At 45.8% G+C, this 16,350-nt stretch carries 20 protein-coding genes; 4 read left to right on the top strand and 16 right to left on the bottom strand.

What is annotated here, in order from left to right; all coding sequences use genetic code 11:
• Positions 1 to 241 precede the first annotated feature (241 nt).
• The 4 genes from DX009_RS12285 to DX009_RS12300 all read left to right on the top strand — a co-directional run bounded on the left by DX009_RS12285 (position 242) and on the right by DX009_RS12300 (position 3,317).
• Complete coding sequence (locus DX009_RS12285) at positions 242 to 673, top strand: hypothetical protein (protein WP_115084298.1); 432 nt, start codon at positions 242 to 244, stop codon at positions 671 to 673.
• 22 nt (positions 674 to 695) lie between these two features.
• Positions 696 to 1,115 (top strand): PcfK-like family protein, encoded by a 420-nt coding sequence (locus tag DX009_RS12290; protein ID WP_115084299.1) that lies wholly within the window; start codon positions 696 to 698, stop codon positions 1,113 to 1,115.
• Between the two features lie 4 nt (positions 1,116 to 1,119).
• Positions 1,120 to 2,394: a PcfJ domain-containing protein gene (locus DX009_RS12295; RefSeq protein WP_115084300.1), complete on the top strand. Its 1,275-nt coding sequence runs from the start codon at positions 1,120 to 1,122 to the stop codon at positions 2,392 to 2,394.
• Positions 2,395 to 2,855: 461 nt separating this feature from the next.
• The gene (locus DX009_RS12300; protein ID WP_004384181.1) at positions 2,856 to 3,317 is read left to right on the top strand and encodes an HU family DNA-binding protein; all 462 of its coding nucleotides are present in this window, start codon (positions 2,856 to 2,858) and stop codon (positions 3,315 to 3,317) included.
• Between the two features lie 88 nt (positions 3,318 to 3,405).
• Here DX009_RS12300 and DX009_RS12305 read toward each other — a convergent pair whose 3' ends face one another.
• The 16 genes from DX009_RS12305 to DX009_RS12380 form a co-directional block, all read right to left on the bottom strand.
• Positions 3,406 to 4,008 carry a type 1 glutamine amidotransferase family protein gene (locus tag DX009_RS12305; RefSeq protein ID WP_006045095.1) on the bottom strand — a complete coding sequence of 201 codons (603 nt, stop codon included), beginning with the start codon at positions 4,006 to 4,008 and terminating at the stop codon, positions 3,406 to 3,408.
• Positions 4,009 to 4,096: 88 nt separating this feature from the next.
• On the bottom strand, positions 4,097 to 4,603 hold the full coding sequence (locus tag DX009_RS12310; protein ID WP_115084301.1) for a glycoside hydrolase family protein: 507 nt from the start codon (positions 4,601 to 4,603) through the stop codon (positions 4,097 to 4,099).
• An 11-nt stretch (positions 4,604 to 4,614) separates the two neighbouring features.
• Positions 4,615 to 5,073, bottom strand: a complete 459-nt coding sequence (locus tag DX009_RS12315) for a DUF3872 domain-containing protein (RefSeq protein WP_115084302.1) — start codon at positions 5,071 to 5,073, stop codon at positions 4,615 to 4,617.
• A 12-nt stretch (positions 5,074 to 5,085) separates the two neighbouring features.
• Positions 5,086 to 5,676, bottom strand: coding sequence for a conjugal transfer protein TraO (locus DX009_RS12320; protein ID WP_115084303.1), 591 nt, complete (start codon positions 5,674 to 5,676; stop codon positions 5,086 to 5,088).
• Positions 5,670 to 6,620: a conjugative transposon protein TraN gene (traN, locus tag DX009_RS12325; protein ID WP_115084304.1), complete on the bottom strand. Its 951-nt coding sequence runs from the start codon at positions 6,618 to 6,620 to the stop codon at positions 5,670 to 5,672. The genes DX009_RS12320 and traN overlap by 7 nt, the downstream gene beginning before the upstream one ends.
• Positions 6,621 to 6,668: 48 nt before the next feature.
• Positions 6,669 to 7,937, bottom strand: a complete 1,269-nt coding sequence (gene traM / locus DX009_RS12330; RefSeq protein WP_115084305.1) for a conjugative transposon protein TraM — start codon at positions 7,935 to 7,937, stop codon at positions 6,669 to 6,671.
• Positions 7,930 to 8,232, bottom strand: a complete 303-nt coding sequence (locus DX009_RS12335) for a hypothetical protein (RefSeq protein ID WP_084704695.1) — start codon at positions 8,230 to 8,232, stop codon at positions 7,930 to 7,932. Before DX009_RS12335 ends, traM begins: the two co-directional genes overlap by 8 nt.
• Before the next feature lie 4 nt (positions 8,233 to 8,236).
• Positions 8,237 to 8,860 (bottom strand): conjugative transposon protein TraK, encoded by a 624-nt coding sequence (gene traK / locus DX009_RS12340; protein ID WP_004353758.1) that lies wholly within the window; start codon positions 8,858 to 8,860, stop codon positions 8,237 to 8,239.
• 45 nt (positions 8,861 to 8,905) lie between these two features.
• Entirely contained in the window at positions 8,906 to 9,943 is a 1,038-nt protein-coding gene (gene traJ / locus DX009_RS12345) for a conjugative transposon protein TraJ (protein WP_115084306.1), read from the bottom strand.
• Between the two features lie 51 nt (positions 9,944 to 9,994).
• Positions 9,995 to 10,624 carry a DUF4141 domain-containing protein gene (locus tag DX009_RS12350; RefSeq protein ID WP_004378851.1) on the bottom strand — a complete coding sequence of 210 codons (630 nt, stop codon included), beginning with the start codon at positions 10,622 to 10,624 and terminating at the stop codon, positions 9,995 to 9,997.
• A gap of 27 nt (positions 10,625 to 10,651) precedes the next feature.
• The gene (locus DX009_RS12355) at positions 10,652 to 13,165 is read right to left on the bottom strand and encodes a TraG family conjugative transposon ATPase (protein ID WP_115084307.1); all 2,514 of its coding nucleotides are present in this window, start codon (positions 13,163 to 13,165) and stop codon (positions 10,652 to 10,654) included.
• On the bottom strand, positions 13,162 to 13,497 hold the full coding sequence (locus tag DX009_RS12360; RefSeq protein WP_115084308.1) for a DUF4133 domain-containing protein: 336 nt from the start codon (positions 13,495 to 13,497) through the stop codon (positions 13,162 to 13,164). Before DX009_RS12360 ends, DX009_RS12355 begins: the two co-directional genes overlap by 4 nt.
• Before the next feature lie 4 nt (positions 13,498 to 13,501).
• A complete protein-coding gene (locus DX009_RS12365) occupies positions 13,502 to 13,801 on the bottom strand; it encodes a DUF4134 domain-containing protein (protein WP_018968340.1) in 300 nt (99 codons plus the stop codon).
• A gap of 133 nt (positions 13,802 to 13,934) precedes the next feature.
• On the bottom strand, positions 13,935 to 14,705 hold the full coding sequence (locus DX009_RS12370; RefSeq protein ID WP_115084309.1) for a hypothetical protein: 771 nt from the start codon (positions 14,703 to 14,705) through the stop codon (positions 13,935 to 13,937).
• A complete protein-coding gene (locus DX009_RS12375; protein WP_115084310.1) occupies positions 14,702 to 15,229 on the bottom strand; it encodes a DUF3408 domain-containing protein in 528 nt (175 codons plus the stop codon). Before DX009_RS12375 ends, DX009_RS12370 begins: the two co-directional genes overlap by 4 nt.
• A complete protein-coding gene (locus DX009_RS12380; RefSeq protein ID WP_065367933.1) occupies positions 15,216 to 16,019 on the bottom strand; it encodes a division plane positioning ATPase MipZ in 804 nt (267 codons plus the stop codon). Before DX009_RS12380 ends, DX009_RS12375 begins: the two co-directional genes overlap by 14 nt.
• Between the last annotated feature and the right edge of the window lie 331 nt (positions 16,020 to 16,350).

The raw sequence follows: 16,350 nt of genomic DNA on the forward strand, positions 1-16,350 counted from the left end.
TCCTATGCTCCACGATATGCGATGACAAGGAGACGGATGCTGCTCCCTTTTTATCCGCAAAGGTAGTACGGGGCATGTGGCTTTCAAAAGGTCTGTGCCGCTTGGTTTGTCTGGAAAATCTCCACACCTACGGGTAGTATTTTCCGCCAAAACCTTGTGTAAGCCCGCCCCGCTACCTCTATTTTGCTACAAAAAGGAATCAGCATACTCCGATCTTTGGACGCATAAAAAAAATGTCGCTATGGATAAGCAAAAAGTAAATACAACATCTTCGATGAACAGAAAAGGATATAGCTCCTCCTCTCATTACCGCATTAACCCTGTGGCTGAAAAAAGTGAGCAAGTGTTGGCAATTAAGTTTGTACAATGGGACGTTCCCCCTTTGGAGAGCCTTTGTAATAGCAAAGTATATCTCCTACGTGTGAAACTCAATCGTGGTGAGTGTATGAGCCGTGAGGAAAAGAATTGGCTATGTGAATCGGTGAACTCTAACACCTATTTCCGCACAGCCGTTCCACTGCAAGGCTATCGCTTTGACTTCTTTGACGTGCTGAAGAAATACCTTGTCAATCAGTACGGACAATGGACAGAGTATTACGCACCCGACAGAACAAGCCTAAGAGCCTACCTATATGGGCGCATCAATCAAATAGTAGAAATTCCCAAGTATTAACAACATCAAAACATATACGACAATGAAAGGAACAGAACATTTCACACGGACAATAGCCGAGTATCTTAATCAACGTGCTATGACAGACCCCTTGTTTGCCCCTAACTTGATGAAACCGAACAAGAATATCGAGGAGTGCATCACCTACATTCTTAATGAAGTGCAGAAAAGCGGTTGCAATGGCTTTGATGATGATGAAATCTTCTCTATGGCTGTTCACTACTATGATGAAGACGATATAGAGGTCGGCAAGGCTATTTCTTGCCAAGTTGCCGTTAATCACATTGTAGAACTCACAGAGGAAGAAAAAGCCGAAGCAAGGCAAGAAGCCATTAAGCAATATCAGCGTGAGGAACTTGCCAAGTTACAGAGCCGTAATGCACGAGTGAAAAAGACTGAGAACGCAGCAACCCAAGTACAACCATCACTATTCGATTTTTAAGCCTATGAAACCGAGAAACAAATTTGAAAAGGCAGTTTTGGAACAAAGCAAGCATCTTCGCCCGATAACCAAGCAACAAAGTAAGTGGGCATTCCGTGAGTGTATAGACCACTTCGCCTACCATTTGCCAAAAGGTCGCACCACTTGTATGGATTGTGGGCATAGTTGGGTCATGAACAAACATAGAGAAACTTGTACTTGCCCTCATTGTAGGGCAAAGTTGCAGGTCAAGGAAACATACGAGCGCAAGTTGCAGCAGAAGCAGTATTTCACCTTACTTACCACTTGTGGAGAGTTTCAAGTATTACGTATGTTCCTACTTATTGTGGGTATGGAGAAAGGTTACAAAGCACAGACTTCTATAATTGAGATTGGGCAATATTGGTGGAATACGCAGGGACGAAAAGCTGTGGTTGCCATACAGAGGGTATTGGGACACTATGTTGATACCTTTTCCTATTATAGCCCTATGGCAATCCGCAACGATAATGAAGCCTATCAGCATATTGCCTACTCACCGATATATCCGAAGTTCAAGGTTACAGACATACTTCGTAGAAATGGTTTTAAGGATAATTTCTATGGCATCGTGCCTACTAAGTTTATTCCTGCATTACTTACAGACAGCCGTGTGGAAACATTGCTAAAGGCAGGTAGCACAGACCATTTACGTTACTTTCTTGGTAACAGGAGGACTTTTGAGGAACTATGGCAGTCCTACAAGATTGCAGTCCGTAACGGCTATGAGATAGCAGACATTTCTCTTTGGAGTGATTATGTAGATACACTTAGAAGATTAGGTAAGGATATTCATAATCCAAAATATTTATGTCCCACAGACCTTAAAGGCGAACACGACCGCAGACACGAGGAACTTCTCAGACAGCGTGAACAGGTGGAGATAAGACAGAAGCAAAAGAAGGCAATGGAAGACGAAAAACGTTTCAAGGAACTAAAATCCAAATTTTTCGGTATCTGTTTCACGGACGGCACTATCCAAGTCCACGTATTGGAGAGCGTGCAAGAACATTTGGAAGAAGGTGTATCAATGCACCATTGCGTATTTTCCAACGCCTATTACCTCAAGGAGGACTCCCTTATCCTTTCGGCTACCATTGAAGGCAAGCGAATAGAAACTATTGAAGTATCATTACAAACTTTGGAGGTGGTGCAAAGTCGTGGGGTATGCAACAAGAATACAGAATACCACGAGCAGATAGTAAACCTTGTCAACGCCAATCGAGGTCTTATAAGCCGAAGAATAAAAGCAACAGCATAAAGTATGAACCATTAAATTATCAGAGATATGAAAGCAGAGATTGAAAAACATCATCTATAACTATGCGGACGAATTGAAAATCGGCGGACAAAGTGAAATCCAAATACCGCATATTCTCATTAGGGTTATTAATTAACCATATCCAAATTTACAAAAGAGAATTGCCACTTTCTTCAAAAAGGGTCTACCTTTTTGCCGAAAAAGGTAGACCTTTTTAATTGAAAAGGTAGACCCTTTTGACGGAAAAGGTAGACCTTTTTCTGATAATAGGTAGATAGTTTTACTCGTTTAGGTGAACCCTTTTGCGAAAAAGGGTTGATAATTGTCAAAAAAAGTATGTGTTTTTTCTTGGAGATAGTCAAGAATTTTCTTACCTTTGTGATATAAATCTACTAACAAGCCTGAGGAGGATAAAGCCCCAGCCTCCAAAGGCTTAACAATCGGGGGCAACACTAATGACTATGGCGAACAGACCCATTGCTTATACGCTAAAGGAGCGTAAAGGAACAGTTGGAAATTTGAAAGGGAAAATCGTTGTGCAGGCTCATCCTACAGGACGAAAGAGAGTTGATCATCGTAGTTTCTGTGATGAAGTGGCACACGCTACAACGTTCACAGGTGCAGAAGTTGAGGCTGTTCTCAGACTTGCAGCTGAGATAGCAAAGAAGCACGTTGAGAACGGAGACATTGTAGACTTCGGAGACATCGGGACACTTACACCTTCTTTCCAGAGTAAATTGGTTGAGAAGGGAAAAACGGAGTTCAACCCAAAGGTTCATATTACGAAACCTGTGGTACATCTCACCCCTTCAAAGAAGTATTTTACACTTACTGGCGTGAGCTACGAACGTGTTTCAGCACCTGACAAGAAGTCTGGTGAGGAACATCCCAATCCAGGACCTCAGCCAGAACCGCATCCATAAAATAAGATGTATGTGTGATTGCTAACTATAAAATTGATGCGTGGAGACGATGTACTCCACGCATCAATTTTATTTAGTAGTATGACTACTATTTTACAAATCCATTCTTATAAAAGTCATACCAAGCTGCAATCTTTTCCGAGGTATTGGCTTTCAGAAGTAAGAGCATTTCACGAGTGAACTCCAAGTGACCAGTAATATTTGCTGTAACGATGTTTTTATCACTTACAGCCTGTGCGTTCACATATCCTGTTTCGTTCGTGTATCTTTCACCACCCCATTGTTTAAGTTGGTCGAGACCATTACCCGTATGTTTTACGTTGTTCAAGAAGCCATGAGCACACAGAAACGATGCTCCGTTGCATATCGCTCCTACTATTTTACCCTTATCCAATGCTTCTTGTACCAATGGCGCAACAAGTTCTGCTTCAGGTGAATCCCATCGATTGCCACCGATAAGGACTAAGGCTGCATAGTCTTTGGGCATATTCTCAAAAGAATAATCAGGTAACGTTTTGAATCCACCAATGGAACAGACTGCATCTAATGTCGGAGCAACTGTATGCACTCTGTACTTGATTTCACTACCTGGTATTACGCCAACATGAAGGGCTGTAGAGAGAAAAGCACCTTCCCAATCTGTGTACTCATTCAATAAGACGAAGAGTACCTTTTTTGTTTCTTTATTCATTGCTTATCCGATTTAATCGTAATACAAAGTTACAATTTTTCAGCAAAATAGAAACAACATCATAGGAATAATTCTTGGTTTAATATAGTCAGATGATAAAGAACAACGCAAACTCAACCTTTCGGCATTTGACTAACCCATTCAAAACTTTACCCTTATATCGGCAAAACGAAACATACTCCCAATAGAAGTTTCTATCTCCAGCCTCTATCTTTCGCAGTAGCTTACTCTTTGGGTGCTTACCATATCCAAGCAATCGCCCTACACCCACATTGTAGGCAAGCAAGGTCAGCAGCAGGGCATCCTTACCATACCCTTTGAAGTGTTCAAAGCATTTCCAAAGGTCGGCACGGAGCAGCGAGTCCGCTTGCCGTTCCGTCATATCTGCCGTGAAACGTTCTCCTGGTTGCAGCTGATGCCCATATCCAACATACGGATAATTCTTCCAGCCATGCATGCCCTCAAAATATTTAACAACAACTACTGCACGCTCAAAAGGTGGCAAGTCTGCCAGCCGCACCCTGCGCTGGGCAAGGGTCGGCTGACAGAACAGGCAGAATACACAAAGTAAAATGAAAGAATTTATCGTTCGCATCAATTACGTTCTTAGTGGTGAGAAGATGCAGGCTTGTCCTTGCCCTCCTCACGCTCGTTGTTAAAACTAAAGGTCAGCTGCTGAACCCTGCCGAAATTATCCTCCACATATACATCAATCGTCTGGCGATCGGCTGAGAGCGAGGTGTAGTATAAGCGGAACACATCCTTCGTCAGCGGATAGCAGTCGTTCGGCTTGAACACTGTGCTGTTGTCCATCCTTAGCAAGCCCTTGCCGTCAGACTGGAAATAACGTATCGTATAGCGAGTGTCAGCAAACTCACCGCCTCGCTTCAGTGTGCAGCGTATCTCAGCTATCTGTCCCTTTATGATGTCCTTCTGAACCGGCATTGTCTCCACCGTAAACGGATAAGACTGCTGAACATCCAAATCCCTATCACAAGCAAATAGGCAAAACACGGCAAGGGACAGCACGCCCATTACCCAAATCGTATTCAATATCTTCTTCATCTTTTTTTCTACTTAAAAGTTAAACCTTAGTCCTGCAGAAACAGCCGGACGAAAACGATGCACGTCCGTTCCAAAGAGCAAACGTCCCTGCGCCTTTACAAGAAAGAGAACTCTGTCCGTCAGGAACACTTCCACCGAGCCATGCACGGCACCACCATAGACAAAGCGGGAGCGGTCGAGCAGTGTCGCCCCATCGGGCAGCAGCTTCTTGTCCTCGTTCAGCTGCTCATAGCCACCCAAGGCGGATATGCCACCATAGAGAAATACATTCTTGCCATTGTCGGAGACAATCGGGTGCATATAGCCCAAGTGCAAAAATGCATCCTTGAGCTTTACGTTATAACTTCTGTACGGCATATTCTGCTGTTCATACTCTGCCATAACAAAGGTATAATTCTCACGTCCCAGATATCGGGTGAGTGATGCTCCCATACCGAAATTGTCAGCTGCAAGAAACTTTTCTCCCTTAATAAGTGGAACACTTCCCACGACCTCTACGCCCCTTTGCTTGGGTATCAGTCGCTGTGCCTGCGATGGCAGACTGAAAGTCATAGCCACCGCAACGCATACTGTCAAAATTATATTGTTCTTCTTCATTACCATTTCAGTTTGAGGTTATCAATCTTCTTTGCTATCTGCAGGTCTTCTGCCGTTACATGAAAAGTCAGCGTACGACCGCCATTTCTCTCATAGAGCGTCACTTCAAGCTGCTTGTCTTCTGCAAGAGAAAACTGTTCGAGCGCAAACACAGTGTGTTCACTGCTCATGCCACGCACCTGCATCACCTGATGATAGGCACGAAGCGGCTGCAACAGCTGCTCTTGTATAGCGGTGCGCTTTGCCATCTTCTTATCTACAACCTTAAAGGTGATAAAATCCACCGAGTAAGGCATATTCGTACCGTTTTCCATACGGGTGTGGAAATACAGCAAGCCGTTATGGGCATATAAGCCACGAAGCAGGAACTTTATGCCGAACTGCTGTGCACCGATGTGCTTGATGCAGCGTCTGTCATTCTGATAGATAGTCTGCATCATCAGTTTTACTAATACGGGCGACTCGTTGCCAAGTTCCTTAAAGTAAATGTCAGAGCGATTGCTTGGCAGCCTGCCTTCTGTTGTAGAGAGAAAGTCTTTCATCTCGATACTTAACTTTTCCGGTTCATCGGCATATTTTACATTAAAAGCGTAAAATGAGCCGTCCTCACAGATGACACTCATATTGGTTTCCGTCTCAAAGTCCTTCACTGAAGCCTTTACACGTAGTACGTTCTCAGCATCCTCCGCCTTTCCTGCAATGATGTTCTGTGATCCTAAGTCTACATAGCGAATGGTAGAAGGGAAGATAAGATGCACGGTCTTATCAAAGGTAACGTCAAGACCATACGGCAGTACGACACGCCCCGTTGGTATGGCACGGCTCATACCTTGAAAGAGCTCTCCCGAAGTAAGCGGACGGCTTGGTGTCAGACCATCATTGTTTTCCTGTGCTGTGGCTGTTGCTCCCACCATGGCAAGCATAGCCATTGATAAAATAATTTTCTTCATTGTTGTTATTGATTTGATGTTGTTTTTTACTTATCTTTTTCGATTGTTTTATTTGGACTGAACCAAGAGAAGGCGGTAACCACCCTTGAGTGTTACCTTGATGGTGCGCAGTTTCTTCTGAAGCAGCTGACTTGCACCCTGCATCACCCCACGGGCAGCCTCGGAGATAATCTGGTCCTTGGCAGAGGAAGCGAAGGTAAAGGAGGTTCCCATTGAACCGCCGATGTTCGCTCCAACTTCCTTAAGCGCATTGATGTCCTCCGAACCTGGTATATACACACCCTCCTGTCCGTCCATGTCGTATGCCGAGAGTTTGACGGCTATGATATGTCCGTCCACCTCAATGCTTTTGATAAGCAGGTGCATACGATTACCTTCTATCTTAGCGACTGCTATGAGTCGGCTCTGCCGTGGAATTTGCAGTCCCTGCACTTTGGCAGTTTCCATCAGACGGAGTACAACATTATCACCCTCCTTAAGAACAGTAGTCCTGTCCACTACAACTTTGAGCGTATTGCGCATTGTAGGTACAGCCGTGCTTACGAGCGAATGAAAGCCCATATTACGAGCCTTTTTGCCGTATTCCTCCATAAAGTACACATCGCTCATAGGCTGATCAAGTGAAGATACTATCTGCCTACGCTCCGGCAGAATTTCCATTGCAGGCTTTTCATTCTGCATAGTCTTGCCCTTAGCAGCTTCAGAGCCACCTGTAGTGTCTTCCATCTTCTCCTTTCCTGCCGTCAGACCATTAGTGAAGGTAGGTGGAGTTGATGTTTTGGGTAGATACTTCGCTGCCATCTGATAGCTCTTTTCCATCAAGGCAAGCTGCCGTTTCTCTTCATTGTCCTCCTTACTATCCTTTTGAGATAGTTCTTTCTTTAGATTATCAATCTCCGAACGCAAGGCTTCACGCTCCTGCTCGTGTGGATCGGGAGCGTAAAAGGAGTTTAAGAGCCGATTGTTCTCCTCATAACGATGCATGGAGTTTTCTATCTTTGCCGTAGAAGCAGCTGTCTCTGCGCGCTGCTCCTCTGATGGAGCAGTGTTCTGTGCGAAATAGTCCGATAATCTGCCCATCTCCTCGCGGGTCTGTTCCTCCTCGTGTGCCTTGTCGCCCAATTCGTAGGCTTTGAGCTTGTTTTCGGTGAGCTTTTCTGTCGTTGCCTGCGGGATGCTGTCATTGAGTCCCTGCTCCGCAGCAGTCTTATCCTTGCCCGATGGTGCGAAGATAAACCACATCGAGAGGGCAAACAGCAGTCCTAATCCTCCGAAGACCAAGCCTTTCTTCATTTGTTCTTTCTGTTTATTATCCATTTTCTTTGATTGTTTGATGATGTTGTAGGTAAAAATTGCCGTGTAACTCTTGTAAAGTACTGTCCGTCCGTATCGGACTGTCTGTCAGCTTTCCCATGGGGATGGGTAGTTTTTCCTTCTTTGGAGGAAGGAAAAACTGCGCTATCATCCAGAGTGAGCAGAGCAGATAGATGAAGCTCAGCCCATAGACGATTTCCTTTCTCTGCCTTATCGTGAGCCGTTCACACCGATGGCGAAGCCACAGGTGAAAGCGCAGATAGTGACGTGAGAGTAAAAAGTTTCTTTTCCTTGCCATAGCCTTATCGTTTATAAGTCTGTATATCCCTGTTTTCCTTCACAAGGAAGTTCTCCATCAAGAAGCCTTGCGGGTTGTTGTCCGAACGGACAGAGTTCTGCAGCGTGCAGGTCGTAACAAGACTGCGCTCTGTAACATTACTCTGACGGACGATAAACTCCCTTGCATAGGTCGTTACCGCATAAGGGTAAGTATTAAAGTTGCAGTGGATAGAGTCCACCTCTATGCGCTGATTGACATTACCCGATATGGCACGGTTATAATAGCCCTTCTCTGCCAAGTCTTTGTAATAGTTGAAAGCCGACTTGTCACACAGCACAAAGGCACGCTCCATATTCTTCTCGATGGCATCCTTGTCAGGCGCAATGGTGAAGAACAGCTCATGGAAGCGACGCACGTGTTCCCTTGCCTCTACGGGACGATTACGACTTGCATCCTGACTGAGGGCAAGCATGAGTGACTTTCCCTGGTCAAGCACATAGATTTTCTCCCGCTGCTCCTTAGCGAAGCTGTACGAGGCATAGACGGCATAACCGCTTACTGCCACGCAGACGATGGCAAAGACAAAGGCATAGAGTCTTATCTGCCTGAATGAAGTCTCGATATTACCAAGTGATTTGAATTCCATTTTTCTTTTATATCTGTTGATTAATTAAGCATAGTTGTTCGATTTCTATTTTCCTTTGAGCAGTGCTCCCTTGATACGTCCACCGACATTTCCCACAGCAGCACCTGCGCCAGCCATAGCAGCCTTGCCACCAGTATATGCGCCTTGCGCACCACGCTGTGCTGTCTGGTTGACATTACGACCGTATGAGCCGATACCACCTCCAGCTTCGATAATCCAGCCTGCCACAGTAGGTACACAGAAGTAGCCTACAATACCGATAAGGAAGAAGACGATGTAGTACCACGTCCCCGAATCAGGCAGGTAGTTAGGGTCACTGAGTGCTTCAATATCCTTCTCTATCATCAGCACCTGTATTTTTGTAAGCAGTGCCGTAAGAATAGAGCTAACAGGCAGCCACAGATAGACCGATATATAGCGTGAGAACCATGCCGTGAGCGAACCCGACAGCCCATCCCACACGGCAATGCCGAAGACTATCGGACCGAGAATGGAAAGGACGATGAGCATGAACGTGCGCAGCGTGTCGATGATAAGCCCTGCAGCATGGAATAGGAGTTCTAAGAGGTCGTGCACCATTTTCATCACCCACTGCTTGGTCTGATAGGCAGCACGCTCGGCATACATACCCGCTATCGTCACGGCATCTTCAGGTCCGATGATGCCCATTTCCTCTATCTTCTCATCGAACTTCTCGTTGGAAACAAGGTAGGCTGTTTCAGGATTTCTAAGGTAGGCTTCCTCTTGCAACTTGTCTCGCTTGGCAGTAAGCTCTGCAAGGTTCCCCTCCTGTTGGTGTACCATCATCTCCGTTCCCTGCACTACGGGCGAGAGAACGGCATTCATCGTACCGAGTACGACTGTCGGGAAGAACATGATGCAGAAGCCCAGCACGAAGGGGCGTAGCAAGGGAAAGACATCTATCGCCTCGGCACGGGCAATGGAAGCCCATACCCGAAGAGCAATGTAAAAGAGCGCACCCAAGCCTGCAATACCCTTGGCAATGCCCGTCATCTGGGCACAGAGCGGCATCATCTCGTCATAGGTTGAGCGTAGCAGCTCGTGTAAACTGGCAAAATCCATAAGCAAAAGTTTTTTATGAAAGTTTTTTCAAGTCCTTTTTTGTCTGTGGATTTACCAATACCTGCTTGCCGTATTACCATAGAGCGCCTTAACGGAGGCAAGGTTGTTCTTCTCCCTTGCACGCACATAGCTCACAGAGATGTTTTTCCTTGTATAGTATGACACGAGCGAGCGGTATTCCCTCAGCGTAGTATAGATGCGGTCTATGGACTGCATTCGTTCGTGGTCGTTCATCGAGAAGACATTACTCTTAACGATGGACTTTAGTTCCTTGAGACTCTCACCGCTCTGCTCCAAGAGCTTGGCATAGCCCGAAGCCATCGCAGCAAGTTCCGAAGGGCGGAAGTTCTTGTCCGAGAGCATCTTCTTATACGAGGTGACGTAAATCTCCGAGATGTCGCCCACCATCAGAATACACTCCTTGACCTTGTAGGCATCGCCGATGAGGTTGTTCACCTTCTTCAGGGCATCGTAATACTTCTTGGTGTCGTTGTAGAGTTTCTCCACTTCCTTAAAACCGTCAAGGGTATTCTTCACTGTCTTCGAGGCAGTCGCTATCTCCTTGACCGAATTAACGATGTTACCGGCGAAGTTACCGGGGTCGGTCACCACCCACTGTGCGTGGGCTTTGGGAACAGAAAGGCTCAATCCTAAGAGAGCCATGAAAATGTACTTTTTCATTGTTACTATAGTTTTGATGGTTTGTACTTATTTCTTTTTATTGTTTCTTTTCTCTATGGCAAGCTGACGAATAGCTGTTTCGATATCTCCACCGAGCTGTGCTGCCCTGTTCATCACCTCCACCTTCTCGGTTTCCTCTGTGGTGTAGGTGAGGTATTCCTCCATGCTCACTTCTGTGGCATAGACGGCACTCTGCATACCGCCCAGCCCTATCCATACCTCCTTGTAGAGTCGGTTCGGGTCGTTGTTCTGATTGATGGAGAGTATCTGGCTCTTTTCCTTTTCCGAAAGACCGAGCATCGCCTGTATGCCGTCGAACTTGGTCATGTACTTGCGCTGGTCAAGCAGTATCTTGCAGTCAGAGTTATTAATAATACTTTCCTTGACAATGGGCGACTGAATGATATCGTCCACCTCCTGCGTTACAACAATGGCTTCCCCGAAATACTTTCTCACCGTCTTATAGAGATACTTGATGTAGTCTGCCATGTTTGCCGAAGCAATCGCCTTCCACGCTTCCTCAATGAGTATCATCTTGCGGATACCCTTTAACCGGCGCATCTTGTTGATGAAGGCTTCCATAATGATAATCGTTACCACTGGGAAAAGGTCTTTGTTGTCCTTCACTTGGTCAATTTCAAAGACGATGAAGCGTTTAGAGAGCAGGTCGATGTTCTTGTCCGAGTTCAGCAGGAAGTCGTAACGCCCCCCTTTATAGTATTGCTTGAGTGTCGTAAGGAGATTATTGATATTGAAGTCCGAGAGCGTTACCTTGATATCACGCTTTTCCATATCCTTTCGGTACACGTCCCGCAGATACTCATAGAAAGTATTAAAACAGGGTGTAACGCTATGGTCTGCACATATCAGCTCGATATAGGAGTTGACGGCAGAACCAAGTTCACCTGCCTCGGTCTTAGTAATATGCTCATCTGCACTCTTCCAAAGTGTAAGCAGCAGCGTACAGATACTCTCCCTTTTCTCTACATCGAAGAAATAATCATCCGTATAAAAAGGGTTGAAAGATATAGGACTTTCATTGGTATAGGTGAAATACACGCCGTCCTCACCCTTGGTCTTGCGGTGGATAAGTTCACACAGTCCCTGATACGAGTTTCCTGTATCAACCAAGAGGACATGCGCTCCCTGCTCGTAATACTGACGTACCATGTGGTTGGTGAAGAAAGACTTGCCGCTACCCGAAGGTCCCAAGATGAACTTGTTACGGTTAGTGATGACTCCCTTTTTCATCGGCAAATCCGATATATCCAAGTGGACGGGCTTTCCCGAAAGGCGGTCTGCCATCTTGATACCGAAAGGAGAGAGTGAATCCTTATAGTTCGTCTCTGCCGTAAAGAAGCAGAGGGCAGGCTCGATGAAAGTATAAAATGACTCTTCAGCAGGAAAGTCTGCCGCATTGCCGGGAATACCCGCCCAGTAGAGTGTTGCCGTATCAATGGTGTTGTGACGTGGGTGGCATTCCATAAGAGCAAGTGCAGAGCCCACGTCATTCTTGATCTGGCGAAGTTCTTCCTTGTCGCTGCTCCATGCCAGTACGTTAAAGTGGGCACGGATAGAAGTCAGTCCCTGCGAGTGTGCAATATTGAGATACTCCTGTATCCATTCCTCGTTGATTTGGTTACTACGGCTGTAGCGTGCCAGCGAGTGCATATTCCTTGCCTGTTTCTCAAAACGTTCCAAGTTGGCATCGCTATCCTCGATGAAGAGGTACTGGTTATAGATATGGTTGCAGGGCAACATCAGACCCACGGGAGAGGCAAAGGAAAGGCGGCAGTCGCTTCGATCGGTGGATAATCGCTCGTATCGGCTGTCCGTGCTGACCGTTGTCGGTAGGTCATCCGTGTCGGAGAGTGTGTGTAGGCAAAGCATATTGTCGCCCACACGCACAAGGTCTGCGCCCAAGCGGATGTCCTCCAACGAGGCGTGTCCTTCTTCCGAGAGGGAGAAATAACGGTCCAAGAGTCCGCCCTTTTCATTTGTACCAACCAACTCTTCCTCTGTCATGCGGACAATCCTTAGCTGCTCGGTATCGTTGATGATACGCTCGAACTGGTCCACTGCTTCCATGAACTTCATCACTTCATCCTTGTTGGTAATCTCTTTTGGTAGCAGGTGTCCACGGCAGAGCGAAGAAAAGTTGCTCTGCTGCGCCATACGCTGCTTGTTGGTCTTGGTAAGGAAGAGATAGACTGAGTGGTGGAGATACGGACGCTCATTGAAGTGCCGCTCAGAGGAACGGGCAAGGAAACTCAGTCCGCCATCAGCGAGCTTTCCTTGATAGTCTTCCTTAATGAACCAGTCCTGCTTGTGTACGATGCTGTAATTGGGCAGCACTTTTATAGCCTTGTGCCAAGCAGAGTGCATTGCTTCGTATTCTATAGAAGTGACGGTAAAGAGTTCGGGCAGTTCCACACGGAAAGCCACCGTGATGTCAGCATCCTTGCTCACCAGACAGCCCTGCTCGATGGAGAGCAGTGGGAACTTTGATTCAAGGGTCGTTATCTTGCTTTTATTTCTCATTTCTTCGCTTTCTTTGGTTGAAGGTTACGGATAAGGTGGCAGACCGTACGGCGGTTCACAAGGTAGCGTGGGTGCATACGCACTGCTCCTTTCTTCATCAGCCCGTATTGCCCGTACTTTCTATTCATGGCGAACGTTTGCCATACCACAAGGCTGGCACCCACTACGCCTATGACAAGACAGGTAATTTGGCTGATGCCACAGAGATAGAGAATGACCACAAGAATGAAGACTGCCAGCAGTCCTCCTGCAAAGAGGAAGAGGTACTGCGCTTTCAAGCCCTTGAACTCTACCGTCCGACCTACACCTTTGTTGATTTCAAATGCAGCCATCGCCTTACAAGAAGAAACTTCTCAGGATAGTGGCAGCCACAATGAGAAAGATACACGCACCAAACCAAGAGGCTGCGGTCTTGCTTGTATCGGGGTCACCACTTGAGAACTTGTTGTACACTTTAATGCCTCCAATCAACCCCACTACCGCCCCTACGGCATAAATGAGTTTCGTGCCGGGATCGAAGTAGGAGGTTACCATTTTTGTAGCTTCATTGATACCGGCAATACCGTTGCCTTGTGCGTATGCTCCTATGGCGGCAGTCATCAACAGGAGCATCATCAGTGTAATTTTTTTGTTCATTTGTATGTTATAATTTTAAGTGTGATAAAATTGCTTGTTCTTAAAAAGAAGGGGAAAGAGAGGCACATTTTCATGTGGAAACCTTGTAGCTGTTAATGAGCCGTTTTCTTTTCCCGCTTCCATCGTTGATTGTTTACAGATAATATGAAAGAGGCTTGTCGTCGTCATTATCGGATGAAGTGTCAGAAGCGCTTGAATCTGCCGGTATTGAGTTTTGAGAAAACAACATTGCTTGTTGCTCGCTTTGTTCTTCCGCTTTACGGATTTTCTCCAATAGCGAAGTTTGCTCACCCTGCATCTTGGCGATGTTCTCCTTGTACTTATCCAATAGATCTGAGTCTTGAAGCTGCCGAATGGTCTCTTTGACTTCTTTCTCATCAGCCTCCTCACAGTTCTTTGCCCATTTTTGCAGGCGGACTAAGTCACGTGCGAGGACGGACTGCCCTGACATCTCGGTTTCGTCCGATGTGGGCTCAATGGGCAGAATTAATTCCTCACGGGCGACCTCATCCTCATCAACTCGCTCCATCTCGAAATCAACGTCCATCTCGTTGTCCTCTTCCTTCATATCCTCTTTCTTTTCGGAGTTCTGAGGTGCAAAATTATTACTATTCTGCTCTGAATTTTCAGATGAAGAAGCAGAGGGAACTTGTGGGATAATAGGGGAAATGGAACGGCTTTTGCCAATCAGTACAAACTCGGTTTGATTTTCTTTTCCTTCTCCTTTTTGTCCGTCTTTTTCCTTCGTCGCTTCATTCTCCTTAGTCTGCTCATTGCCCTTTTTATTTTTCTTGATAAGGATGCCATACGGAGAAACATACCGCATATAGAAGTACAGGATACCCAGCATTATCCAAATGATGATGAGTATCAGTATAAAACTGAAAAGTATTGTTTCCATCATAGTGTTATTGTTGTCTTGCGTCTTTGTTTTGCTGCCGCACTGTTGAGCAATTCCAAATGTTCACGCAGGTGTTCCCTAAGAATATTGTCTATATATGCGGCTATGGAAACATGCTCCCCCAAGTCCTGCAACACGTTGCGCAGGTTCTGTAGCGTTTCCAGATTAATGGAGAAGGCTGTCCGCATTTGGGAGCGGACGGGATGAAAGTACAGGGAACGGTAGTCCTCTATGGAAAGGGAGGACACGCCGGGCTTTTCCATTCTCGGCTTGCTTTCCCGTTTCTGTTCCGTGTTCCCCGTTTCCTCTCTTTCTATTTCATCTACCGGTTTTTCTTTTGCTGTTTTCGTTTCTTTCGTCTCTTCTAAATTATTGTCTTCCTCCCCTGATGTTGCGGGGGAGGACTCAGTATCCTCGGAAGGGTCGAAGGAGTTTGGTATCGTGACAGGTTTTACCACGACATTGTCCTCTGCCATTTTCTTCAGCTTGTTTTCCAGCTGTTGCTTTCTTTCCTCAATCGTTGCCATTTTCTGTTTTCGTTTTTAGTTTGAGACGTTGAATTATCTCATTGACGAGTTCGTCCAGCCCCGTACCCGTTCGTAATCCCCTTGCAGGGGGCTGATAGGTAGAGCGGAACACTCCGCGCAGTCCGTATGTGGAAAGTTCGTGAGAGAAGCGGTGCGTGGCATATACATAGCCGGGCAGGAGCGTGAGTTCGTATTCATGGATGAGCTTTGTATATTCATCGATGATGATGTTCCTTACTCTTCTGTCCACCTTGTTCCAGAACAGGATAATGTCCTTAATCCGGGAGTCGGACATCGAAACTCCAATCTCCGTGATAGTCTTGGCGTATGCCAGACATGAAACCAGCGACTGAATATCGGCTTCAATCGGAGAAAGGATATAGTCCATCTGAAGGGACAGTTCCATCAGTTCGGTTGTTCCGGCATGTCCCGGGAAATCAAATATAACCAACTGGTACTTCTCGTTGCTGATACCGTCGATTTTACTTCGTGCAGTCCTGACGGCTTCCTTGGGTGCAGACTTGTAAATTCTGTATGCTTTTTTGCCGAGGTGATGAAAGTACTCCTGCATGGATTTGGAAAGCTCTTCGCTCTCCTGAACGATACTTTTCTCACGTTCCCTCAGTTTGTAGAAAGAGTCTTGCGACAGGTCGCAGTCCATCACGAAGAGGTTGATGCCTTGCTCGTAGTACAATATGCTACTTACGATTTCGGCAAGAGTACTTTTTCCCACTCCTCCCTTTTGGGAAGAGAAGCCCAGAAAAAGGGGGCGTTGTTCTTTGTTCTCCATAATGATAATTTCTTAGTTCATATTATTTGTCTATTTGATGTTTGGATATTCTCTCATTATTAAGAGTCATCAGCAGACAGTTTGCTCTGACTGTGTATGGTTCGGGCGATAGTCCAAAAGGACGATTTCAAGTTCTTACAATTTGTTGTATTGACAATAGTTTGTCATGACAATAAATTGTTATGAATATGTATTGTTCCTTCTTGTCATCTTTGGTGCAAGCAGGCGATAATATGATATATCTTTTGCTTGTGTTATCATACCATTGTTCGCTCGTTCTGATTGCAAAATAAATGATATTTCTGCTGATTTTATTACAGCGATGAAGTGC

This window comes from Prevotella pallens (assembly GCF_900454935.1).
Taxonomy (GTDB): Bacteria; Bacteroidota; Bacteroidia; order Bacteroidales; family Bacteroidaceae; genus Prevotella; species Prevotella pallens.